The following is a 22869-nucleotide window of genomic DNA, read 5'->3' on the forward strand; positions in this document are numbered from 1 at the left end:
ATGCCCAACGCGTCCCAGCGCAGTCTGCAGAAAATCCGTCTCCATCCATTCCGGATTGCCGAGCGCCTTTTTCGCGCCCTGCCAGAACCGGTCGGTCGCGGCGCTGAAACTCACCCATCCGTCCTTGCACGGATAGACCCACTGCGCAGCGCTTTTTTTCCGCACGCTGAGCCGCTGGTATGACGCCGACTCTTTCGATTCGTGCGAATAAAAACCCAGGTTGGGCCGCACCATGCTGATCATCGCTAGCCACTGGCTGACATCGACGTGCTGGCCCGCGCCGTTCGCCTTGCGGCCGTACAGCGCGCACATCGCCGCGGCTGCGCCGGTGTATCCGGTCAAGTAATCCGATTGGCGTCCGCCAAGTTTGAGCGGCGGTTCCGTCGATGGATCGGTCACCTGATGCCACGGCGTTTCGAAGCCCACCGCGCTCATGTGCGTCGCGACCAGATCGCCTCCACGAAGATTTTTATATGGCGACTCGGCGCCGAAGCAGGTCATCGATACGACGATCAATTGCGGAAATCGCGCGGTGAGCGCGCGCCAATCGATTCCGATCTTTTCGTTTAGTGCGGGGCGATTCGGATTGAACACGATATCAGCCTTCGCCAACAGCTCGAATAGCAGATCGCGGCCGCGCGAATGCTCGACGTCGAGCGTCACGCCGAGCTTGTTAGTGTTCAAAAACAGATGAAGGCCGCCGGTCTCGGGATCCGGCATCTCGTCGCGAAATGGACCGAGCGTGCGTTCAAGCGCGCCGCGGCGCGGCGGCTCCACCTTGATTACTTCGGCGCCGAAATCGGCAAAAGATTTCGCCGCCATCGCAGCCGCCACGAACGGGATCGTATCGAGCGACGGCAATTCGACGACCTTCAGTCCCTCGAGCGCGCGCGGCGGCTCGCGATACTCTTCAAATCGCGCCATCGCTAAATGCTGCTCTCCTCTTTCAACCGATCGAGCAGTCCGATCAATTCGCTCATCGATCGAATCGCGTAGTCAGGTTTGTACTCGGGATGATTCTGCAAATAATTGAACGACGCGGCGCCAGTCGCGACCGCCACCGACGCTCCGTAACCCGCATTGATCGCCGCCATGATGTCGCGCGGCTCGTCACCCACATACACGCAGGCGTGCGGATGAGTCGCGGCTTTGATCGCGGTCTGTTTGAGGCTCGCCGACTTGTCGAGCGCGCCCATCGTCGCAGTGGACTGCGTCACGACGTGATCGAGATGCGAGGCGAGGCCGACCATCGCGAGCTTTTCGACCAGCCGCTGCGAATTGCCCGGCCGGCTCGTGATCACGCCGGTCTCGTAACCGCGGCGTTTCAGTTCGGCGAGCGTCTCACTCACGTGCGGCAGAACTTCGAGGCGTTCGGTCTTGTCGATCTCGGCCATGAAGTACGCCCACGCGAGTTTGACGTACTCGGGCCGGAGGTGCGCGGGCACGCCGAGCCACACGTCGTCGCGCGCGAGCGCCTCGCGATAGCGCTCCTGGGTCAGCGGCGGCTTGTGCCCCAACTCATCGAGCGCATTTCTGGCCGCGCTGTAGAGCGGACCGTGAATATCCACCAGCGTGCCGTCGAGGTCGAAGAAGATGGCTTTGAATTCGCGGGGTGGCAATCGAGAGTCCTCGAACAGTGCGCGTCGGCTGGGGCAAAGTCACCCAACTGAGCGCATCCAGTCAATCCTTTCAACCTGTTTGCTTCCGCACTTGTCAAGCCGCTCGATTTATAGAAGCGCCGACGAGGTAAACCAGTCGCAGTCGATTTTGTCGAGCGCGACGAGGAAGCGGCCTTCGGGAGGGAACATGATTTGCGCGATCACGCCACCCTGCGACGACGCGGCAGCCGGCGTGATTGCGAGGATCGCGGCGTCGGCGTGATCGAGCGTGCCGGGCGCAGGCATATCGATTGACGCAAGCGTCGCGAGCCGATTCAAGATCGATTTGCGGCGCCCTAGCGCTTTGAGTCTGTTCTTTTTCGGCGGCAATTCTTCCTCGGCGTTCATCCACAGCCGGAAAGCGAGGTAGGGATAGCCCTCGAAAGGTTCGGCGCCGAGCCTTGCGAGCGCCTGATACGTCGCGAAGCCCGCGATCATGAAGCGGGTGAATAGCGCCCCGCCGCTGAGCTTGGCCGGATTTGCGATTGCGTCATGCGCAATCCCTTCAAATATGTGCTTGCCGAAGGCGCTCAGATGCGGCTTGCAGTCAGGATGAAACGCGCAATCGATAAAATATTTCGCGAGGCGTGATGGAAACAGCGAGAGACGCAACTTTGAATCGCGGCCAGGATTGTAGTTCAGCAGCCCAACCAGCTTACGAAGTTCGATATCAATTGTCCTCACCTTTTGCGGGACCATTTGCCTGAAAAACGTCGTTGAGCAATCGAGATCGAGCGGGCTGCGCGGCGAATCGACGATCGCGATCGCACCGGCGCGAAGTTCTGGAACAGCTTCAGCAAGCGCATTCGCCAGCGCGCCGATTGGATCGCTGCCGCCAATTTGCACGAGCGCGACCTGCGCGTAGCGCAGCGTTCGCCGCCTGGCATCGATGCTCGCGAGGTCGAGACGATTCTCGCCGACGTCTATCCCGACGATCGCGGCGTCTCGCGGAATCCCGATGCGGCTGCATTGGGCTGATACAAAAGCTGATATTCGCGTCGTCCTCCGATCACTTTTTTGACGTACTCGCGCGTCTCCTTGTACGCGATATTCTCGACCCATTCGTCGTCGTCGCCGGCGAAATTCGCCGACCATTTCTGCACCGCGTGTTCGCCCGCATTGTAGGCCGCGACCGCGCGGAACGAATCGCCGTTGAACATCTCGAACAGGCTCTTCAGATAGGTCGTGCCGAGATCGACGTTGACCGTCGGATCGTAGAGCGGCACCGCGACCGTGCTCATCCCGCGCTCGGCCGCGACCTTGCGCGCCGTCGATGGAATCAACTGCATCAGGCCCCGCGCGTTGGAGACCGACGTAGCGCGCGGATTGAAGAGACTCTCCTGCCGCGCCAGCGCCAGCACCAGGTACGGGTCGAGCGCGAGCCGATTCGACGCACTCTGCACCAGGTCCCAATATGCGCGCGGATAGCGCACGCGTTCGGCGACGTCGTGGCCAAGCTGTCCGTGCTTTTCCATCCGCGTGGCGACGACGATCGCGTCGTACCATGCGCCCGCCTTGGCAAATCCCGCGAGCACGAAGCGGCGCATCTCGCTCGAGTTGCCGCCCTCTTGCGCCAGCGCTTTCAACTCGTCGGGTTCAAGTTCGCGCAAGTCCATCGCGCGCAACGTCTGCAGCCGCGCCAGATGAAACTGCGCCGCACCGGTCACGGATGGAGTTCCATTGAACGCGGGATCCGGTGCAGATGCCGCTGGCAGTTCGGGCGTCGCGGCGGAAACGCGGAGTGCGGCCATCGCGGGGTAATAATTGGTATCGATGCTCTGCGCGACCTTCGCGAAGATCGCGCGCGCCGCCGCCTCCTGATTGAGTTTCTCGAGCGCACGAGCGCGCCAGTAATCGCACATGTCGCGATCCGACGGCTGATTCGCATGCGCGCGAGCCTGCTCGAAGCCCGCGGCCGCCTGCTGATAGCGACGCGCTTGGTAGAGCGTCCACGGCCCGCGGAACCGCGCGTCGGCGGCGCTCTCGCTGCTCGGATATCGCGCAGTCAGTCGCCGATAATCCGCGCGCGCATCGTCGAATCTTTTCTGCTCCTCGAAGCTGCGACCGATACGGAGCATCGCGCCGGGCGCGAGTTTGCTCGCCGGAAAATTTGCGATCAGGCGTTCGAAGGTCGCGCGCGCCGGGTCGAACTGATCCTCGTGCCAGTAGATCAGCGCGAGCGTTTCGAGCGCGGGCGCAGCAGCCGGTCCGCGCGGCGCGATCCGCAAATATTCGAGCAACGCACGCTTGGCGGCTTCGGGCTCAGGCTTCAGCGCTCGCGCTTCGATCCAGGTCAGCTCGGCGCGGATGCCCGGCTCGGGATTCATCGCGAGGCCCGCCATCGCCTGCTTGACCGCGGCGGGAAGATCGCCCTCCTTCAGCAGCAACTCGGATTCGCTCAGGTGATAAGCGAGCGAATCAGCCTGCGCCAGCTCGGGTTTCGCGGCGAGCAGCGCGTAACACAGGTTCCGCGCTTCCGTATCGGTGTCCGCGTGCGGATAAGCAGCGCGTAATTCCATCAGTTGCGCGTATGCCGCTTTCGGATTGCCTAGCGCGATAAGTGCCTTGCCCTCGACCAGCCGCGCGTTTTGCTCGATCGACGCGTCGGGCCCGCGCGCGATCAACCGCGACGCCGTTGCCGAGGCCTCCGCGCTGCGGCCCAGTTTGAGCTGGATGATCGCGAGTTGAAGCTCGGCGCGATCGAGCATCACGCTGCGCGGATAACTTCGCACCAGCCGATCGAACGAATCGACGGCGCTGTTCAGATCGCCCTGGTCGCGCTCCGCAAGTCCGAGATAGTAGAGCGCGTAATCGCCGAGTGGCAGGAAATTGTCCGCGGCGAACTTCAGGCGATCGATCGCGCGCCGATAGTCGTGATTGTTGTAGGCGCGGTAGCCGTCGAGGAACGCCGCCTCCGCGTCGGATGGACGCTCCCCAGGTGCGCGGGTCAACGCCGGTACTGGCGCGGACTCCGCCGCTCGCTCGGCGGCCGGCGCGGATTGGCGGGGAGCGTCGGCGCGAGCAGGCGCCGAGGCGCATCCGGGCAGCGTAATCGCGCAGGCGGACATCAGCGTAACGTAACGCCGGACAATCTTGATCATGCTGATTGGGGTTAGCGCATGCGTCGAGCGGCTTCAATTGGGTGACGGAAAAATCGCTCGCAAAATGGCGATGGTTGCCTGCGCGGCGAGCGTCTGGAACAGTCGGATGCGCGGCATCCGCGCGTCGATACCGATGGCACATTCAATCAAGTTGATTCTCGCGTCGGCTTCGCCGCGGCGCAGCCAGTTGCTGAGCGCGGCCGGCTTATCGTTCGAGGTCGTCGAGAGCAGCGTCGCTGAAATCCGCCGCGAAGGCGAACCGGCGCGCGATTACGCGATGCGGATGGCGACCGAAAAGGCGCGCGCCGTCTCGATTCGATTTCCCGGCGCGATCGTCGTTGGCGCAGACACCATCGTCGTATGCGGCGATGAAATTTTGGAGAAGCCCGCGTCGCCGAACGACGCGCGCCGGATGCTGCGGATGCTCGCCGCTCGCACGCATCTCGTGATTACGGCGTTCGCAATCGCGCGCGGCGGCGCCGTCCTCGAGCACGAACCGGTCGAGAGCCGCGTCACCTTCCGCGCGCTCAGCGACGGCGAGATTGCTGAGTACCTCGCGACCGGCGAGCCATTCGACAAAGCCGGCGCGTACGGGATTCAAGGATTGGCTCGAGGATTTATCGCGAGCGTCGAGGGTTCGCGCGACAACGTGATGGGCTTGCCGACGAATTCTGTGATTGCGGCGCTCGCGCGATGCGGAATCGCGGCAGAATCAAGCTGAAATGATCGACGACAATGAAATTACAGAACGGCTCGAGCGGGTGCGATCGCGAATCGAGGCGAGCGCGCGTCGAGCCGGCCGGGAAATCGCGTCGATCCGCCTGGTGCTCGCGAGCAAGACCCAGCCCGCATCTGCGATTCGCGCCGCGTATCATGCGGGCGCGCGCGATTTCGGCGAAAATTACGTGCAGGAAGCGATCGCCAAGCGCGCCGAACTCGCCGATTTGAAGGACATTCGATGGCATCTCATCGGCCATCTCCAAACCAACAAGGCCAAGGTCGCCGCGGCGTCATTCGATCTCATTCAAAGTCTAGATTCGACAAGACTCGTCGAGGCGCTCGCGCGAGCACGGAAAAATTCGCCGGTGCGCGCGCTCATCGAAGTGAATCTTGCCGGCGAGTCGAGCAAGACCGGCGTGGCTCCCGATCAAGTCGAGGCCCTGCTCGATGCGGCGCGCGGCAAAATTGAAATCGACGGCTTGATGACGATTCCGCCGCCCGCCGCGACGCCCGAACTCGTGCGGCCCTACTTCGTTCGCCTGCGCGAGATGCGAGACCGGCTTGCGATGAGATCGGGCGTTGCGCTACGTGAGCTTTCGATGGGAATGACGGATGACTTCGAAATCGCGATCGAGGAAGGCGCGACCATCGTGCGCGTCGGACGCGCGGTTTTCGGCGAGCGCATACAGTGAAAAAGTGAAACAGTGAAAAAATGAAAAAACTCGGGTTCATCGGCGGCGGCAACATGGCCGAGGCGCTCGCGCACGGCCTGATTCAGCACGGCGTGTTCAAGCCCGCAGACATTATCGTGTCGGACGTCGCGGCGGTGCGCCGCCGCAAGCTCGCGCGCTCGCTGAAAGTCGCCACCACCGATGACAATCTGGAAGTGATGCGCGAGGCGCCCGCGATCCTGCTCGCGGTGAAGCCGCAAACGATCGACGAGGTGATGACCGAGCTCTCCGCCGCGCTCGCCAAGCCGTCCGGCAAATCGGCAGCCAGGGGCAAGCTGTTCATTTCGATCGCGGCCGGCATCACGCTCGCGCGCCTGACGGCGGGATTGGGCAAACGCGCGCGTGTGATTCGCGTGATGCCGAATGCGCCCGCGATGGTCGGCGACGGGATGGCCGCGATGGTGCGGGCGCGATCCGCGTCGGCCGCCGATGAGAGTTTCGCGCTGAAAATTTTTCGCGCAGTCGGCGACGCGGTCGCGCTCAAGGATGAAAAACATCTCGACGCCGTGACGGCGCTCTCCGGCAGCGGTCCCGCTTACGTCTATCTGTTCGCCAAGGCGATGGCCGATGCGGCTGTCAGCGAGGGAATTCCGCGCGACCTCGCGATTCGGATGGCGCTCAAGACGATTCGCGGCGCCGAGCATCTGATGCGCGAATCGAAGCGCGACGCGGCTGAATTGATTCGCGCCGTCGCCTCGCCGGGCGGCACCACCGAAGCCGCGCTGCGCCGGTTCGCCGAGCATGGATTTTCTGATATCGTCGCCGACGCCATCCACGCGGCCAGCGATCGCTCGCGGGAACTGGGCCGCGGAATCAACTAATCAGGACATTCGATGCAGGGTTGGGAAAGACTCGTTCTCTACACGTTTGGCACGGTCGATTCGATTTTGCAGTTGTACATCTACGTCGTGATTATCGCGGTGGTGATGACCTGGATCGAACCTAATCCGTACAATCCGATCGTGCGATTCATTCACTCGATCACCGAACCGCTGTTCGATTGGGTCCGCGAGCATCTGCCGGTCGTGCTGGGCGGCCTCGACTTATCGCCGATCGTCGTTTTCTTCGCGATTGGATTGATCAGACAAGTATTGCTGCCGACGCTGCGCGACTGGCTTATCCCGACTCCGCTGGTAACGTGACCGATCCGCCGAACCGTCGCGAGCGCGCCAAGCCGAACGATCCTTCGTGGATGCGGATTGGTGTCGGCGAGATTGTCATCGACGTCTCGGCGCAACCGCGATCGTCCAGGCGCGGAGTGGTTCGCGCCGGCCCGCAAGGCTTGGTGATCGCAGTCAACTCGGCGCCTGAAAAAGGCAAAGCCAATGACGAACTGATCGATTACCTCGCCGACGAACTGCGCATCCCGCGCGCGGCGATCATGATGATTCGCGGAGCGACATCGCGCAAAAAAATTATCCGCATCATCACCCACGAGCCCACCAGGATCGCGGCGCGGCTCACGCGGATTAGCAATCCCGAATGACGTGTGCCAATCGCAATTCGGCGAATATCAGGCGAAACTGGGCTGTTTCATTGACACCAGCGCCTGACGTGGTTACCTAGAGTGAGAGGGATCCTGCTTTTCGAGTCAGCAGGCGCGAGTTTGAAATGCCAATCTACGAGTATAAGTGCAGCAAGTGCGGCGTGTTCGAAGTGATGCAGGGGATCAAGGAGCCGTCGCTCCGCAAATGTCCTACCTGCAAGGGCAAGGTCGAGCGGCAGATTTCGCGCGGCTCATTCATCCTGAAGGGCAGCGGATGGTACGCGACGGATTACGCGAAGAAATCACCGTCGAGCGGTACGGAAGCTTCGGAGACGACCAAGACCAACGGCGATAGTTCGTCTGCATCAAACGAGTCTTCAAAATCGTCGAGCGAGTCGTCGAAATCCTCGAGCGACACTTCCAAGTCGTCGAGCGAATCGTCGGGCAAGGAATCGAAGCCTGCATCCGAGAGCAAGAGCACGCCGGAAAAAGCCGCGGCGGCCAAGCCAGCAGCATAGCAATCAGCAGAATGTCGCGAATCGAGCCGTGGGGTAGCGCGCCCCGCGGCTTTTTTGTTTCAATTGCGAGCCTATGAATGCGCTGGTCGTTGATCGCAGCCTCGAGTTTCGCGCGGATCACCCGGTGCCGGCTGCGGCGCCAGGTGAAAGTATCGTGCGAGTTTCGCTTGCCGGCATCTGCGGCACCGATCTCGAAATCGCGCGCGGATACATGGCGTACCGCGGCGTGCCCGGCCACGAATTCGTCGGCCGCGTCGCGGAGACTGCAAATGCGGCGCTGCGAGGCCGTCGCGTCGTTGGCGAAATCAATGCCGCGTGCGGACGATGCGCCAGTTGCGTCGCGGGTCTCGGGCGTCATTGCGCGGCGCGCACGGTGCTCGGAATACTCGGACGCGACGGTGCGTTCGCCCAGTATCTGCGCCTCCCCGACGAAAATCTGATTCCGGTTCCCGATTCGGTTCCCGACGACGCCGCGGTCTTTGTCGAGCCGCTTGCCGCCGCCTATGAAATTTTTGAGCAGGTGCATTTGTCGCGCAATCATCGAATCGCGGTGCTCGGCGACGGACGCCTGGGCGCGCTCGTGGCGCTCGCGCTGAAGGGCGAGCAGTACCAACCAATCGTCGTCGGTCATCACGCGGAGAAACTAAGTCGCCTCGCCGATTTAGGACTGGCGACCGCGATCGACGCCACAATCGGCGATCGGTTCGACGTGGTTGTCGATTGCACCGGCCACGGCGCAGGACTCGCGCGAGCGATCGCGATGGTCAAGCCGCGCGGCACGATCATTCTAAAAAGCACTGCGGCTCAAGGCGTCGCGATCAATCTCGCGCCAGTGGTCGTAAATGAGATCACCGTAGTCGGCTCGCGATGCGGTCGATTCGGCCCCGCCCTGGATGCGCTCGCAGCGAAAAAGATCGATCCGCGGCCGCTGCTCGACGGCACCTTCGCGCTGAAGGACGGCATCGCAGCTTTTGCCGCCGCCGAGAACCCCGCCAATTTCAAAATTTTGCTGAAGCCGTCGTGAGCGTCGCGCAGAACTCTTCATCGCGTACGCGACGCGCATCCGATTCCGGCACGACGATCGTCGGCGTCGATACTGGCGGCACGTTTACCGATCTCGTCGCGATTATCCGCGGTGAATTGCGCGTTCATAAAGTGCTCTCGACGCCCGCCGACCCCGCCGACGCAGTAATTCGCGGGCTCGCCGAGATGCTTGCCGATGATACGCCCGCCGCGGTCACGTACAGTTCGACCGTCGCGACCAACGCGCTGCTCGAAAAAAAAGGCGCGCGCGTCGCGCTCATCACCAACGCCGGTTTCGAGGACGTGATCGAAATCGGGCGCCAGAATCGCGACGATCTGTATGCACTGGCGCCGTCGCGTCCCGAGCCGCTGGTGAGCCGCGCGATGCGGTTCGGAATCGCCGAACGCACGCTGTTCGATGGCACTACGATTCAGCCGTTGACCAATTCGGAACTCGCGCGCATTCGCAAACTCGCGTCGGCGATCGATGCCGAAGCGTTCGCGATCTGCCTGCTTCACTCGTATGCCAACCCGAAGAGCGAGGAGGCGATCGCGCGCACGCTGAAGCCGCTCGGGCGGCCACTGTCGGTGTCGCATCGCATCCTGGCCGAGTACCGCGAGTACGAGCGCTTCTCGACGGCGGTGGTCAATGCGTACGTCGCGCCGCGGATGTCGTCGCATCTGCAAAATCTCGAGACGCGGCTCAAGGGCGCGCGGCTGCGCGTGATGCAATCGAACGGCAGCGCGATTGGCGCGGAATTGGCCCGCGTCGAACCGATTCGGACGATTCTGTCGGGACCGGCGGCCGGCGTGGTTGGCGCGGCGACGCTCGCCAGTGCAATCGGCACCGATCGATTCATCACTTTCGACATGGGCGGGACTTCAACCGACGTGTCGTTGTTCGATCGGCGCGCGCGCATCCGAACGCTGAGTCATCCCGAGGGCTACGCCGTTCGCACGCCTGTGATCGATATCCATACTGTCGGCGCGGGCGGTGGTTCGATCGCGCGCATCGACGCGGGCGGTTCGCTGCAGGTTGGTCCGCAAAGCGCGGGCGCCGATCCAGGACCGGCCTGCTACGGCCGCGGTGACGCTGCGACCGTGACCGACGCGGACCTGGTCGCCGGTCGATTGGTCGCCGAAAATTTTCTCGGCGGCAAAATGAAGCTGCAACCGGAGCGCGCGGCGCGAGCATTGTCGGGGCTCGCGCACAAGATGAAGTCCACTTCCGCGGCGGCGGCGCGCGGAGTGATTCGGGTCGTCAATGCCAACATGGAACGCGCGATTCGCGTGATCACGGTCGAGCGCGGTTACGACCCGCGCGATTTCGCGCTGCTCGCATTTGGCGGCGCCGGTCCGATGCACGCCTGCGAGCTCGCGCTCGATTTGGGAATCCGGCATATCGTGATGCCGCAAAATCCGGGACTGCTGTGCGCGTGGGGCGCGGTCGGCGCTCCGCTTGGCCGCGAGTATTCGCTCACGGTGCGCGAAACCAATCCGAATCATGCGCGGCTGCTCCATCACGCTGCACCAATGATTCGCCGCGTCCGCGACGAGTTGAAATCCGAGGGCGCCGCGAAGATCGAACACGAACTTTGGGTCGATATGCGTTATCGCGGACAATCGTATGAGCTCGAAGTCGCGCTGACGCCGCGCTTTGTCGCGGAGTTTCATTCGCTTCATCGGCAAACCTTCGGGCACGCCGCTCCCGACGCGGCGGTCGAGGTCGTGAACATCAGGATTCGCGCGATCGCCGCCGGAAAAGCTCCGACTGCGCCCAAGAAGATCGCGCGAATGAAAAGCAAGGCGGCGCCGATTTCGCGCAGATCAGTGATGGTTGGCAATCGCGAACGTATCGTGTCGATTTACGCGCGTGATTCGCTCGGCGCCGGTACACGGCTGCGCGGACCAGTCGTCGTCGTCGAACTCAGCTCGACTGCTTACGTCGCACCCGAGTTCGAACTGCGCGTGGATGATTTCGGCAATCTGCAACTCGAGGCCGCGCGATGAAAATCGATCCGATCACGCTCGCCGTCATGAACAACCGCCTCGCCGCGATTGCCGAGGAGATGGGCGTCGTACTCGGCCAGACTGCATATTCGCCAAATATCAAGGAGCGCCATGATTTCTCCTGCGCGATCTTCGATGCGCGCGGCGAACTGGTGGCGCAGGCTGCGCACATCCCGGTTCATCTTGGTTCGACACCGCTTTCGGTTCGCGCCGCGATCGAGAGGCTCGATCTCGGCCGTGGCGATATCGCGGCGCTCAACGATCCGTTCGCAGGCGGAACGCATCTGCCGGACCTCACTCTCGTCGCGCCTATTTTTATAGGCAACGAGCGCAAGCCGTTCGGGTACGCGGCGAACCGGGCGCATCACGCGGATATCGGCGGCATCGCGCCGGGCTCGATGGCGCTAGCGACGGAAATTTACCAGGAAGGATTTCGGCTGCCGCCGGTGAAGATCGTCGCGGCCGGCGAGATCGCACGCGACGTGATGACGCTCTTTCTCGCCAACACCCGCGTCGGCGAGGAGCGCGAAGGCGATTTGCGCGCGCAGATTGCCGCGCTGACGGTTGGTTCGGCGCGCCTGCTCGATCTCGTGAAGTCGTCGGGACGCGCGACTGTCGAGGCTGCGATGGATGCGCTGAAATCATACGCGTCGCGCCTGATGAGCGCGGCGTTGCGCGAACTGAAGCCCGGCACCTATCGCGCCGAGGATTTTCTGGATGACGACGGCTTCGGCACCGGCCCGATTCCAATCCGAGTGGCGATCAAAATTCGCGGCGGCGATGCGCTCGTCGATTTCACCGGATCGGCATCGCAAGTGCGCGGCTCGGTCAACGCGAACTACGCGATCACGCTGTCCGCCACCTTCTACGCGATGAAATGTCTCGCGTCGGAGGCGGTGCCGGCCAACGAAGGCCTGATGCGACCGATCAAGTTGATCGCGCCCGAGGGCTCGATCGTCAACGCGCTGGCGCCGGCGGCGGTCGCGGGCGGCAACGTCGAGACTTCGCAGCGAATCGTGGACGTCCTCTTTCGCGCGCTGGCGAAGGCGGCGCCCGCCCGGATTCCGGCGGCGAGTTCAGGCTCGATGTCGAATCTCACCGTCGGTGGATTCGATCGTTTCCGCAACCGCCACTTTTCGTACTACGAAACGATCGCCGGCGGCGCGGGCGCGGCGAAGGGACTGCCGGGTGCGTCGGGAATTCACACTCACATGACGAACACGCTCAACACGCCGATCGAGGCGCTCGAGGCGTACTACCCGATGCGTATCACTGCGTATCATCTGCGCCGCGGCTCGGGCGGTCGAGGACGCGCGCGCGGCGGCGACGGTCTCGTGCGCGAGCTCGAATGTCTGGTCGATTCCAACGTGAGCGTGCTCACGGAGCGCCGCAAGATCGCGCCTTACGGTTTGGCGGGCGGCGGCGCCGGCGCCAAGGGACGGAACGTGCTCGTGCGCGGGCGCAATCGAAAATCGTTGCCCGGCAAGACCAACATCGATCTGAAGCCCGGCGATCGCATTCGAATCGAGACGCCCGGTGGCGGCGGCTGGGGCCGCTGATATCGTGCGCCCTCCACGTCCTTCCTATCCTCATCCACTACTAACAGCGCGTAGCGCGCATCCTGAAATCTTAGTGCGATTCGGCCCTGCGGCCCGAAGTCGGCTTCGCGTCGCCCCAGGAAGCCCGAAACCCGTGAGGGGTTTCGGATGAATGGAATTTTGATCTATCGCTATGCCAGCTCAGATCACGCCCGATGAACGCAGCCGCTCGCGCGATTTCGCGTCGATACCAAGTTCCTCGAGCACTTCGTCGGTATGCGCGCCGAGTCGCGGTGCGCCGCTTCGGACACGAGTCGGCGTGCGTGAGAACTTTGCCGCCGGCCCCGTGATCGGCGCGAGCTTGCCGTCTTCCTGCGCAACCTCCTGCAGCATGTCGCGCTCGAGCGTATTCGGGTCGCGCGCCGCTTCGGTGTAGGTCCGCACTTTCGCGCACGCGATTCCAAGCTTCGCGCACTCCTCGACGGCTTCATCGACGGTGCGCGCCGCACACCACGCCGCGAGCATCGCATCACACTCCGCGCGATTTTTCATGCGGCCCGGAATCGTCGCGTAGTCGGGATTCTCGGCGAGATCGGGACGCCCCGCCATCCGCGCGACGACCTTCCAGTGCGTATCGAGCAAAACGCCCGCGAGCACGTGCCCGTCGCGACATCGATAAACGTTGCTCGGAATCGAAAACGAAAACTCGTTGCCCATCCGCTTCGGCTCGAGGCCGAGCGCCGCCAGCGTGAGAAATCCGTTGGACTGAAACAGCATCGCATCGAGCATCGCGACGTCAACGTGCTGTCCTTCGCCGGTCCGATCGCGATGACGCAGCGCCGACAGTGCGCCAATCGCGCCGTGCAGGCCGCCCAAGTCGTCGCAGATCCAGGTCGGCGCTTTGACCGGCGGACCGTCCGCGGTGCCGTTCATCGAGATGAATCCGCTCATCGCTTGCGCCAGCGGATCGTACGCGACGCGATCGTGAATCGGACCGAACTGCCCGTAGCCGCTGATCGAGATGTAGATGATGTCGGGCTTCACGGCGCGCGCATCCTCGTAGCCGATTCCCCATTTGTCGAAAGTGCCGGGCCGAAAATTCTGCACGATTATGTCCGAGCGCTTCGTCAGTTTCAGAAAAATTTCACGGCCCTCGGGATGCCGCAAATCCAGCGTCAGGCTCCGCTTGTTGCGATTGACCGACGCTTGCGCGAATCCGACCGGCGTATCGTGGCCGGGCAGAAACGGCGGGATTCGCCGCGACACTTCGCCCTCGCGCGCCTCGACCTTGATCACATCGGCGCCGAGGTCGGCCAGCATGCACGCGCACATCGGCCCCGCCCAACTCGTGGTCGCATCGATCACGCGAATCCCTTCCAGCGGTCCGGTCAAATCGTGCCGCGCGTTGCGATAGAAGTCAGCTTTCTTCATGCGTCCAGCCTCCGGCGAACGAATCCTACCGCTATCGAACGAAAATCGACAATCGTTGCGGATGCGATGGGCCTGCCGATAAATTTAATCCCGATGGCGGAGCATCAGTTCTACGTTGGCATCCACGCCGTGATCGCGAATCGCGGACGGATACTGGTCCTGAAGCGCGCGCCGCGGATGCCGTATCGTCCGGGCAGTTGGGATTTGCCCGGCGGCCATCTCGAGGTCGGCGAAAATTTCGAAGATTGCCTGCGCCGCGAAGTCAAGGAAGAAACCGCGCTCGACGTCGCGATTGAACGATTGCTCGGCCTGCACAGCATGATCGATGAGCCGTACTTGCAGGCCCTCTATGCGTGCCGCCTCACCGTGTTCCAGAACGTGCAGTTGGCGCCGCACGAGCACGTCGAGCATCGATGGGCCACGCCGGCGGAACTGGAATCGCTCGACTTGATTCCATATCTATCGCGAATTCTCAAGCAGGGGATGCTCACCTTCGTTAAAATGTGAGCGATACGGCGATGTCGATCCAGACTTTCGTGTCGCGGCTGAGTGGTGTCTGATAAAGGCGTGAGAAATCTCTCGCTCCGATTCCTGGTCCTCACATTGGTCGCGCTCTGCTCGACGACTTCGGGTCACCTCGCGCGCGCCGCCTATTCGTCGCAAATCTACCGGCTCACCGGGTCGATCAAGATTGGCGGCGACGGCGGATGGGATTACCTCGCGCTAAGCCCCAACGGGCACGCGCTTTACGTCACCCGCACGACGCATACGATGGTCATCGATCTTGCGACCGGCCAGTCCACCGCGGATATCCGCGGCCTGCGGATCGCCCACGGCGTGGTGTTGGTGCCCGACGCCGGCCGCGGCTTCGTCAGCGACGGCGGCGCGGGAACCGTCGTCGTCTTCGATCTGAATACCGGCGCGGAATTGGGCAGAGTCGCTGCCGCGGATGACGCCGACGCGATCATCTACGATCCCGCGAGCAAGCGCGTGCTGGTCTTCTGCGGCGACGCGCACCAGATGGTCGCGATCGCGCCGGACGTTGACCCGAAGCGCGGCAAAGCAATCGCGAAGGTGGACCTTGGCGGCACGCCCGAATACGGAGTCGCCGACGGGCGCGGCGAGATCTTCGTGAATATCGTCGATCGCGACGAACTGGCGGTGATCGATTCGGCCGCGATGAAAGTGATCGCGCGCTGGCCCACCGGCGCCGGCAAACAGCCAACCGCACTCGCGATCGATCCCAAGACGCGGCGGCTGTTCATTGGATGCCGCAATGGCAGGCTAATCGTGATGAACGCGGACACTGGCGTCATCGTCGCAGACTTTCCGATCGGCCAGGGCGTCGACGGCGTCGCGTTCATCGACGGCCTGATTCTCGCAAGTTGTTTCGACGGCACGATGTCGGTGTTCCGCGAAATTGCAGCGGACAAATTCGTGCCGATGCAGACGGTATCGACGGCGGTTGGCGCGCGCACTTTGACGGTCGATCCCTCGAGCGGAACCGTGTATTTGCCGACCGCGGAAATGAAGACGGCGGGCGGTCATCGCTACGAGCAGGCGCCCGGCACATTTAAAATTCTCGTCCTCACGCGAACTGCTGAAAAGAATCCCTGAGCCGAGATTTGTATCGAAAACCGTCACTGCGTCCTGAAAAGATGCCGCAACCAACCATCGATCAATTGGCCGCCGAGCGCTACGTGAGCCTCGTGACGTTCCGACGCAATGGCAAGGGCGTGCCGACGCCGATCTGGATCGCGCGCGCCGGTGACAAACTCTATGCGTTTACCGACGGCGCCTCGGCCAAGATGAAGCGGCTCAGAGTGACCGATCGAATCCAGATTGCAGCTTGCGATGCGCGCGGAATCGTCCGCGGTGAATTCGCCGACGGACGCGCACGCAAAATCGACGACCCCGCAATCATTCGACGCGCGCTTGCATCACTATCGCAGAAATACGGCTGGCAGATGTCGGTGCTCAGCTTTTTTTCGCGGCTCTCGGGACGAATCAAGCGCCGCGCCTATCTCGAAATCTCGCTCTGATTCTTATGCGCTCGGATTGTTTTCCAGCGTCGGATCCCGCACCAAAATTCCCTCTGCATAGAGTTCGCGAACACGATCGGCGGGCATTTTGAGCAATTCGCCCAGCACGCGCTCGTTGTCTTCGCCCAACCGCGACGCATGCACGTCGATGCGATCTGGCCACGCCGAGAACTTCACCGGCATCCCCGGCAGCGCCACCTTGCCAAGCAACGGATCGTCGATCCAGCGCACCGTCTTGCGCTCGTTCAGATGCGGATGCTTCACCGCCTCGTTCACCGTCAGCACCGGCGCGCACGGCACCCGCTCCGCGTCCATCGCCGCGATCGCGTCGTCGCGCGTCGGAAACGTCCCGAGCCATTCCTCGATCACTCTGACTAGTTGCTCTTTGTTATCGCGCCGGCCGCGCGCATTTTTGAACCGCGGATCGGTCCCCAACTCCGGCATCTTCATCGCGCGCAGAAGTTGCGGCCACTGATGCGGCGGCACCGTGATCTGCACGTATTGATCGCCGCGGAAATGATAGATCCCGGTCGTTCCACCATCAGGATGAACCGAGCCGCTGCGCGTCGGCCGAAACTTGTCGCCACGCAACGACACGATCGGAACCGTCTTCTCGTGCATGTGGAAGTAGGTGTCGAGCAGCGACGCGTCGAGATATTGCCCCTCGCCCGTGCGCTCGCGATGCAACAATGCAAATCCAACCGCCATCGCCGCGTTGACGCCGGTCGAGATGTCACCGATCGCCATCGACGTCAGCGCCGGCGGCCCTCCCGCCTGCCCGATTCCGTCCGTCACTCCCGCGTATGCCTGCCCGATGAAATCGTAGCCCGCCTTGGTCGACAGCGGCCCGGTCTGCCCGCCCATCGAAATCGAACACATGATGATCTTCGGATTCACTTTCTTCACGTCGTTGTACGAAAATCCCAAACGATCGATCACGTGCGGCGCGAAATTTTCCACCACCACGTCGATCTGCGGAATCATCGCCATCACGATTTCGCGCGCGCCCGGACGCTTGAGATCGATCGCGAAGCTGAGCTTCGAATGATTGTGCTGAAGATAATAGGTGCTGTGGCTCGAATCCTTGTACTTCGGATCGAGCGATTTGAGCCCGTCCCCGCGCACTCGATCGCCCGCCGGCGCAAGCTCGACCTTGATCACCTCGGCGCCCATCTCGCCGAGAATCCGGGTGCAGGTCGGCCCTGCGACGAACTGCGTGAAATCCAGTACTCGATACCCTTCGAGCATCCGCGGTGCCTGATTTGCCATTAGTCAGTTCTCCTGATTGCTCCTCATGATGTAATTCGTTCACCGCGCGATTGCCAGCGACCCGAACGCCGCGACTCGTGCCCTTCACCCCTGCCGCGATTTACTCCTCGCCGCCTGCGCCATCTTCGAGCCCGGCTCATAGTAGCGCGCCGCCCAGATTCCGGTGTACGGCTCGTCCGCGCCGAGCATCCGCCACGACGTGATTTTCGCGCGCGCCCGCTCGACAGCGATCAATGCCCGCGGCTGATCGCGCGTCTCGCTGAGGTATCGATCCGCGGAATCGTCGTCAATATAGCGGCACGCGATCCGCCGATAGACGTCGTCCCATTTTCGATCTTCACCGGGTTGATAAAGAATTTTCGCCGCGCCCTCGAACAGGACCTTCCGATAGCCGGCCGCATCTTCGTCGATCGTGATCGCGACCCGCGCCTCAAGCCGCACATTCGCCAGAAACTCGGAATTTTTTCGCGGCGTGATCAGGATGCTGCCGTTCTCATAAATGAACCACACCGGCACGACGCTCGGCGCGCCGTCGGCCTTGACCGTCGCGATCCGCGCCAGATGGCCGCGCTCCGCAAGAAACCCGTCGATTTCACGCTCGCTCAATTTTGGCATTTTCGATTCTCCACCGCCGGCCGAGCGGCCTCGCCGGCATCATTCGAGCGCGTGAAATCGATCGCGCGCTCGTGTTATCAACTGGCACACGCGCTATCGGGCGCGCCGCTCAAAGAGTATCAAACCGCAGAGGCAGGAGCTCAAGTGGAAAAAATAGAATTCGGCACCGCGTTACCGGCCGTCACCAAAATTCCCGAATTCGCGCAGCGCGCGGAAAGCCTCGGCTACGACTATCTCTGCGCCGGCGAGCACATGATGTTCCACGGACCGGTCGGCAATACGCTGATCACGCTCTCGGTCGCCGCCGGCGCGACCTCGAAGATCAAGCTGATGAGTTCAATTGTGTTGCTGCCGCTCTACAATCCAACCGTGCTCGCGAAACTGACCTCGGTGCTCGACGTCGCTTCCGGCGGCCGCTACCACATGGGCATCGGCATCGGCGGCGAATTTCCGAAAGAGTTCGAGGCGTGCGGAATTCCGGTCAAGCAGCGCGCGTCGCGTTCGAACGAAGCGCTCCAGGTGATCAAGAAACTCTGGACCGAGGAGAAGGTTTCATTCGACGGGCGCTATTCCAAATTCTCCGGCGTGACGATCTCGCCGCATCCCACCCAGAAACCGCATCCACCGATTTGGGTCGCGGGCCGCAAGGAACCCGCGATGCGCCGCGCGGCGCTCTACGGCGACGGCTGGATTCCCTATATGTACACGCCCGAGATGCTGCATGAGAGCGTCGAGAAGATTAAGCAGTTCGGCGCCGAGGCCGGCCGCGACATGAGCAACTTCCGCACGGGCCTTTTCATCTTCGCGTCGATCTATCCTGATCGCGACGAGGCGCGCGAGCAGGCGGCCAAGGTGCTCGGCCGCACCTACGCGCAGGATTTCTCGAAGATCGCCGGCATGTACACCCTAACCGGCAATCCCGACGATTGCCGCAAGCGCGTCAAGGAGTATGTCGATGCGGGCGCCAAAACGATCCTGGTGAGCTGGGCGTGCCGCGCTGCCGACATCGATCAGAACATGCAACTGGTCGCCGAAGAAGTCGCGCCCGCGTTCAGATGATCGACGTTCACACGCGCTTAACGCCCCGCGATATTTCGGCAGCGCCCGATCCTTGCTATTGCTTGAGGTGGGTCGGCGCCGAAGGTTTTGCGGCGGCAATCGACGACGGCAATCGAGGAAATTAGATGGGTCCGATCGGAAAAGCGATTTTTCTGACCAAAGGCGTCGGCAAGCATCGCGAAAAGCTGACTTCTTTCGAGCTCGCGCTGCGTGACGCGCGCATCGCCGAGTTCAATCTCGTGCGCGTGAGTTCGATTTTTCCGCCCGGATGCAAAGTCGTGTCGATTCAGGATGGCCTCAAAACCCTGACCCCCGGCCAGATCGTTTACGCCGTCATGTACGACAACTCGACCGACGAACCGCATCGCTTGGTCGCGGCCTCGGTCGGCCTCGCGATCCCCGCGGAGAAAGATCAGTACGGCTATTTGTCCGAGCACAAAAGCTTCGGGCAGACCGATCAGAAGGCCGGCGACTACGCCGAGGACCTCGCCGCCACGATGCTCGCGACGGCGCTCGGCGTCGATTTCGATCCCAACGTCAGCTACGACGAACGCAAAGATATCTGGAAGCTGTCGGACAAGATCGTGAAGACGCGCAATATCACGCAGTCCGCGATCGGCGATCGCGACGGCCTGTGGACAACGGTTGTCACCGCGGCGGTGTTCGTCGATCTGCCGCCGGACAAATGATCCGATCGACTCTCAGCGCGGGTCAGGGCCGCGTCACGCGATAGATTACGAAAATCCCGCCTTCGTTCTTGTGATAGTAGAGCGACTTGCCGTCCGGTGAGATCGACGGCGCCTCGGCGAATCCCGTGATCGCCTTGATTTTCTGCGGCTTGCCGAATGGCTTCGTCTTCGACGCGCGGCTCGCGGTGTAAATCGCTGGTCCGCCGGGATCGAACCGCGTGAAGAATATCTCGAGTTCCGACGCGGATATATCGGCCGCATAATTCAGCGTCGGGGTATTGATCCGGCGCGTGATCGCCTTGGCATTGCGGGGGCGTACGAATCCCGACTCGGTGCGCTTCGCGATCAAAATCTTCGCGGTGTCCGGAACCGGTCCGCCGCTGAACCTCCCTTCGGAAAAGTACAGTGTATTGCCGTCGGCGCTGATCTCCGCGTCGAAATCGACGATACCCGGCCTCTGCAACGACACCCCCGGCGCCAAATCGACGCCCGTCACATCGCCGCTCGCGAACGCACCGCGGTAGATCGTCGACGCCGTCGAGTCATAGCTCCGCGTCGAAACGAAATAAAAATTACCCGCCAGGTCCATCGAGGCGACGGCGTCGAGCGCTGCTGTATTCACGCCGCCAATCTCGCCGTCGAACTGAAAAGTCAGATCGTCGATCCTCGTCGCCTGAAAGAGATTCGTGTTGACCGACGGCGAGTTCGAATTGTTGAAAAATAGATGCTTGCCGTTGCGCGTGATGAACGGCTCCATCGCGTCTTCGCTGAAGCCCAGGATCGTCACACGCTGTGGATTGGCGAACTGCGGCGGCTGGATGCGGCGCATCGGATCGATCGACAGGCGGTCATCGGCGCCCGCGCACGCCGCGATACCCAGCATCATTGCGGCCACCGCGACCAGTGCCCTCGCCCAGCCTTCGCTTCTCATCACCGAACGATGCTGAAAGGCGCGATCACTGATCGGCGCCGGCGATTTTCAGATGCTGTATTCGAGCAGCAGTGCACGCCGCAGCTTAGCATAGTGAATCACCGCGGCCAGATAATGCTCTGTCTTTTCTGAAGGCAAGCCCGCGAAATCGAGGCGGTAGCGTGTCTCGAAATAGTCGATCACTTTCGCAAATACCGGCTTCGCGATTTGCCTGTGATCGCGCCTCGCCGATGCGCTCTCGCCATCGTCGAACCACTTGCGCGCGATACTTTGCGGCAACACCCCGAGGCTCACGAGGCAGTCCGCCGCGAGCTCGGCCGACTCCTCCAGATGCTCTTCGTATACCGTCGAGGCGAGTAACTGCACTTGATCGCTCTTCGAGTCGAAAATTCGGGCCGCTAGATGATGACCCATCTCGTGAGTGAACGCCGCTCCTACCGCGGCCGGATGATGCGCCGTGTTTACGCAGATCAACGGACGCTTTGCCGCCCCAATCTTGGGTGCATAGAAACCCAGCAGGGCAAGCCCTTCCGGACTTCCTAGCTTCGCCAGCCGAAATTCAACTCCCAGGCTGGACCAAAGGCGCGTGAATTCTTTGGGGGAAACCAGCCTCACGGGTTCGCGATTCAGATTCGGCCAGACGGCGCAGGTCGCCTCCGCAACTATCTCTGCCACCTGCGATCTATCCAGGCATTTGCGCAGCGCCTGCCCGTAATCGCGGTGCAAGATTGATTGAATCCCGTCCCCGCCCGACGCATCCCCCCGCAGCAGCGATGTCTTCCTCGCTCCGAGGATCTCCGCGGCCAAACGCTCCATCGATGAAAACTGGTTCCGCGTGACGCCATCCCCCAGAATTACGGCAGTATCAACTATTCGTTTACTACGTTCCTATGTGACTCGCAACATAGAATGCTACTTAGTCTCGTACGCATATGTAACAAAATAGCGTTTGTACGCTCACTCATGGACAGTACATGATGACTTACTGTCATCAATTTTACCCTCTGTCGACCCAGAGATGCTGACTAATTGTCAATATGCACTCCGGCGGCTCAACTGCCTCTTCGATCGCCCACCTAGAATAGCATCTGCGTCCCTCAGGTTACAAAACAGTCTGTCGCTAAATCATACGTCCCCCTGCGGCGCTCGCGCCCTCTTTTCTCCATTAGTACGAGGCCCTCCTACTGCGCAACCGCTTATGTTCCGCCCGAAACACGATTTTCGTTCTCATCAATCATCACCAAAGGGAGATACGCCATGGAATTTCGCCTTTTGACTACAGCGCGCGAGCGAAACATTTTCGCCCAGCGCCTGGCCGAGGCTCGAGCCACGCACGGAGCGAGCTTCAAAGACGTAGGCCCCACGCAGACCAACAATCGGATCCGCCTGGCGTCCGCCGACGTTTACGCTCTGTTCGAAAGCGACTGCGCCCCAGCGGAATCGATGGTCGGCGGAGTCGCGCTGCATGACCTGGAAGCCTTTCCGCAAAGCTGCCAGCAGCCAGACTTCTCGCATTTGCCACCTCGCTCCGTGCTGGAGTGCAGCGATCATTGGTCACTCTCGAGAGGCGCCGGCATTCATGCCTGGCGCGGAATCGCGGTTCAAGTCGTTCGCCGAGAACCCTGCGCGGTCCTCATCTACCTGGCCGTCGGAGGTCCCGATCACGGTGGATTTTATTCCGCGATGGGCTTCTTCAAATCTGGCGGGCCGGTTGAGCACCCGTACCTCGAAGGTCCGGACGACGGCAAGCTGTGGGTGCAGCCGATGATTCTCGACGGTGGAGCGTTGGCGAGACTGACGGCCTCTGTGCGCGAACTGAAAATCCAGAGTCTGAACGACTACCAAACAATTCGGTTCAGCAAATCAGATCGTCTGCGGCCATCTGCGCGTGTTGATGCGCAAATCCCGAGTAACGGACACGTTCAAAGCGCGATTGCCGCACGCGCGCACGTTGCCATCGATGCTGCTTCCGCGGCGAATCTATAAGCGAGGTGAATCGTGAGCATCCGATTGCATGATCCTGAACACTCCTGCCCGGCCGCGCGCAT

Annotated in this window: 24 protein-coding genes; 15 read left to right on the forward strand and 9 right to left on the reverse strand. The window is 61.9% G+C overall.

Features of this window, described 5'->3' with window-relative positions; genetic code table 11:
- From Q7S58_RS17195 to Q7S58_RS17210, 4 genes are all read right to left on the reverse strand, one after another.
- Positions 1–924, reverse strand: a 924-nt coding sequence (locus tag Q7S58_RS17195) for a CoA transferase (RefSeq protein WP_304828654.1), incomplete at its 3' end; no start/stop codon positions are given.
- A 2-nt stretch (positions 925–926) separates the two neighbouring features.
- Positions 927–1619, reverse strand: coding sequence for an HAD family hydrolase (locus Q7S58_RS17200; RefSeq protein WP_304828657.1), 693 nt, complete (start codon positions 1617–1619; stop codon positions 927–929).
- Between the two features lie 108 nt (positions 1620–1727).
- Positions 1728–2504 carry a hypothetical protein gene (locus Q7S58_RS17205; RefSeq protein WP_304828660.1) on the reverse strand — a complete coding sequence of 259 codons (777 nt, stop codon included), beginning with the start codon at positions 2502–2504 and terminating at the stop codon, positions 1728–1730.
- 77 nt (positions 2505–2581) lie between these two features.
- On the reverse strand, positions 2582–4759 hold the full coding sequence (locus Q7S58_RS17210; protein ID WP_304828663.1) for a transglycosylase SLT domain-containing protein: 2178 nt from the start codon (positions 4757–4759) through the stop codon (positions 2582–2584).
- Between Q7S58_RS17210 and Q7S58_RS17215 the strand changes: the two genes are divergently transcribed.
- From Q7S58_RS17215 to Q7S58_RS17255, 9 genes are all read left to right on the forward strand, one after another.
- Complete coding sequence (locus Q7S58_RS17215; protein ID WP_304828666.1) at positions 4758–5480, forward strand: nucleoside triphosphate pyrophosphatase; 723 nt, start codon at positions 4758–4760, stop codon at positions 5478–5480. The two genes, Q7S58_RS17210 and Q7S58_RS17215, sit on opposite strands and share 2 nt — an antisense overlap.
- Before the next feature lies 1 nt (position 5481).
- Positions 5482–6171 (forward strand): YggS family pyridoxal phosphate-dependent enzyme, encoded by a 690-nt coding sequence (locus Q7S58_RS17220; protein ID WP_304828669.1) that lies wholly within the window; start codon positions 5482–5484, stop codon positions 6169–6171.
- A gap of 20 nt (positions 6172–6191) precedes the next feature.
- Entirely contained in the window at positions 6192–7031 is an 840-nt protein-coding gene (gene proC, locus Q7S58_RS17225) for a pyrroline-5-carboxylate reductase (RefSeq protein WP_304828673.1), read from the forward strand.
- A gap of 12 nt (positions 7032–7043) precedes the next feature.
- Complete coding sequence (locus Q7S58_RS17230) at positions 7044–7352, forward strand: YggT family protein (RefSeq protein WP_304828677.1); 309 nt, start codon at positions 7044–7046, stop codon at positions 7350–7352.
- Positions 7349–7696: a DUF167 domain-containing protein gene (locus tag Q7S58_RS17235; RefSeq protein ID WP_304828680.1), complete on the forward strand. Its 348-nt coding sequence runs from the start codon at positions 7349–7351 to the stop codon at positions 7694–7696. Before Q7S58_RS17230 ends, Q7S58_RS17235 begins: the two co-directional genes overlap by 4 nt.
- A 125-nt stretch (positions 7697–7821) precedes the next feature.
- Positions 7822–8214 carry a zinc ribbon domain-containing protein gene (locus tag Q7S58_RS17240; RefSeq protein ID WP_304828684.1) on the forward strand — a complete coding sequence of 131 codons (393 nt, stop codon included), beginning with the start codon at positions 7822–7824 and terminating at the stop codon, positions 8212–8214.
- A 73-nt stretch (positions 8215–8287) separates the two neighbouring features.
- Positions 8288–9238: an alcohol dehydrogenase catalytic domain-containing protein gene (locus tag Q7S58_RS17245; RefSeq protein ID WP_304828687.1), complete on the forward strand. Its 951-nt coding sequence runs from the start codon at positions 8288–8290 to the stop codon at positions 9236–9238.
- Positions 9235–11247, forward strand: a complete 2013-nt coding sequence (locus tag Q7S58_RS17250; RefSeq protein ID WP_304828690.1) for a hydantoinase/oxoprolinase family protein — start codon at positions 9235–9237, stop codon at positions 11245–11247. Before Q7S58_RS17245 ends, Q7S58_RS17250 begins: the two co-directional genes overlap by 4 nt.
- The gene (locus Q7S58_RS17255; RefSeq protein ID WP_304828693.1) at positions 11244–12806 is read left to right on the forward strand and encodes a hydantoinase B/oxoprolinase family protein; all 1563 of its coding nucleotides are present in this window, start codon (positions 11244–11246) and stop codon (positions 12804–12806) included. Before Q7S58_RS17250 ends, Q7S58_RS17255 begins: the two co-directional genes overlap by 4 nt.
- A 180-nt stretch (positions 12807–12986) precedes the next feature.
- Here the strand turns inward: Q7S58_RS17255 and Q7S58_RS17260 are convergent, their stop codons facing one another.
- The gene (locus Q7S58_RS17260; RefSeq protein ID WP_304828696.1) at positions 12987–14216 is read right to left on the reverse strand and encodes a CaiB/BaiF CoA-transferase family protein; all 1230 of its coding nucleotides are present in this window, start codon (positions 14214–14216) and stop codon (positions 12987–12989) included.
- Between the two features lie 66 nt (positions 14217–14282).
- Here Q7S58_RS17260 and Q7S58_RS17265 point away from each other — a divergent pair, with 66 nt between their 5' ends.
- The 3 genes from Q7S58_RS17265 to Q7S58_RS17275 are packed head-to-tail and all read left to right on the forward strand — an operon-like array spanning position 14283 to position 16258.
- Entirely contained in the window at positions 14283–14723 is a 441-nt protein-coding gene (locus Q7S58_RS17265; protein ID WP_304828699.1) for an NUDIX domain-containing protein, read from the forward strand.
- 45 nt (positions 14724–14768) lie between these two features.
- Complete coding sequence (locus tag Q7S58_RS17270) at positions 14769–15833, forward strand: hypothetical protein (RefSeq protein ID WP_304828702.1); 1065 nt, start codon at positions 14769–14771, stop codon at positions 15831–15833.
- Between the two features lie 41 nt (positions 15834–15874).
- Complete coding sequence (locus Q7S58_RS17275; protein ID WP_304828706.1) at positions 15875–16258, forward strand: PPOX class F420-dependent oxidoreductase; 384 nt, start codon at positions 15875–15877, stop codon at positions 16256–16258.
- 3 nt (positions 16259–16261) lie between these two features.
- Here Q7S58_RS17275 and Q7S58_RS17280 read toward each other — a convergent pair whose 3' ends face one another.
- Entirely contained in the window at positions 16262–17527 is a 1266-nt protein-coding gene (locus Q7S58_RS17280) for a CaiB/BaiF CoA-transferase family protein (protein WP_304828709.1), read from the reverse strand.
- Between the two features lie 84 nt (positions 17528–17611).
- On the reverse strand, positions 17612–18142 hold the full coding sequence (locus tag Q7S58_RS17285) for a pyridoxamine 5'-phosphate oxidase family protein (RefSeq protein WP_304828712.1): 531 nt from the start codon (positions 18140–18142) through the stop codon (positions 17612–17614).
- A 144-nt stretch (positions 18143–18286) separates the two neighbouring features.
- On the opposite strand from Q7S58_RS17285, the gene Q7S58_RS17290 reads away from it, so the two are divergent.
- Entirely contained in the window at positions 18287–19201 is a 915-nt protein-coding gene (locus Q7S58_RS17290; RefSeq protein WP_304828715.1) for an LLM class flavin-dependent oxidoreductase, read from the forward strand.
- 125 nt (positions 19202–19326) lie between these two features.
- Positions 19327–19890, forward strand: coding sequence for a pyruvoyl-dependent arginine decarboxylase (locus Q7S58_RS17295; protein WP_304828718.1), 564 nt, complete (start codon positions 19327–19329; stop codon positions 19888–19890).
- Positions 19891–19912: 22 nt separating this feature from the next.
- Here Q7S58_RS17295 and Q7S58_RS17300 read toward each other — a convergent pair whose 3' ends face one another.
- A complete protein-coding gene (locus Q7S58_RS17300) occupies positions 19913–20821 on the reverse strand; it encodes a hypothetical protein (RefSeq protein ID WP_304828721.1) in 909 nt (302 codons plus the stop codon).
- 48 nt (positions 20822–20869) lie between these two features.
- Complete coding sequence (locus Q7S58_RS17305; protein WP_304828724.1) at positions 20870–21496, reverse strand: hypothetical protein; 627 nt, start codon at positions 21494–21496, stop codon at positions 20870–20872.
- A gap of 582 nt (positions 21497–22078) precedes the next feature.
- On the opposite strand from Q7S58_RS17305, the gene Q7S58_RS17310 reads away from it, so the two are divergent.
- Complete coding sequence (locus Q7S58_RS17310; RefSeq protein WP_304828727.1) at positions 22079–22807, forward strand: hypothetical protein; 729 nt, start codon at positions 22079–22081, stop codon at positions 22805–22807.
- Positions 22808–22869 lie beyond the last annotated feature (62 nt).

The sequence above is a fragment of the Candidatus Binatus sp. genome (genome assembly GCF_030646925.1).
Taxonomy (GTDB): domain Bacteria; phylum Desulfobacterota; class Binatia; order Binatales; family Binataceae; genus Binatus.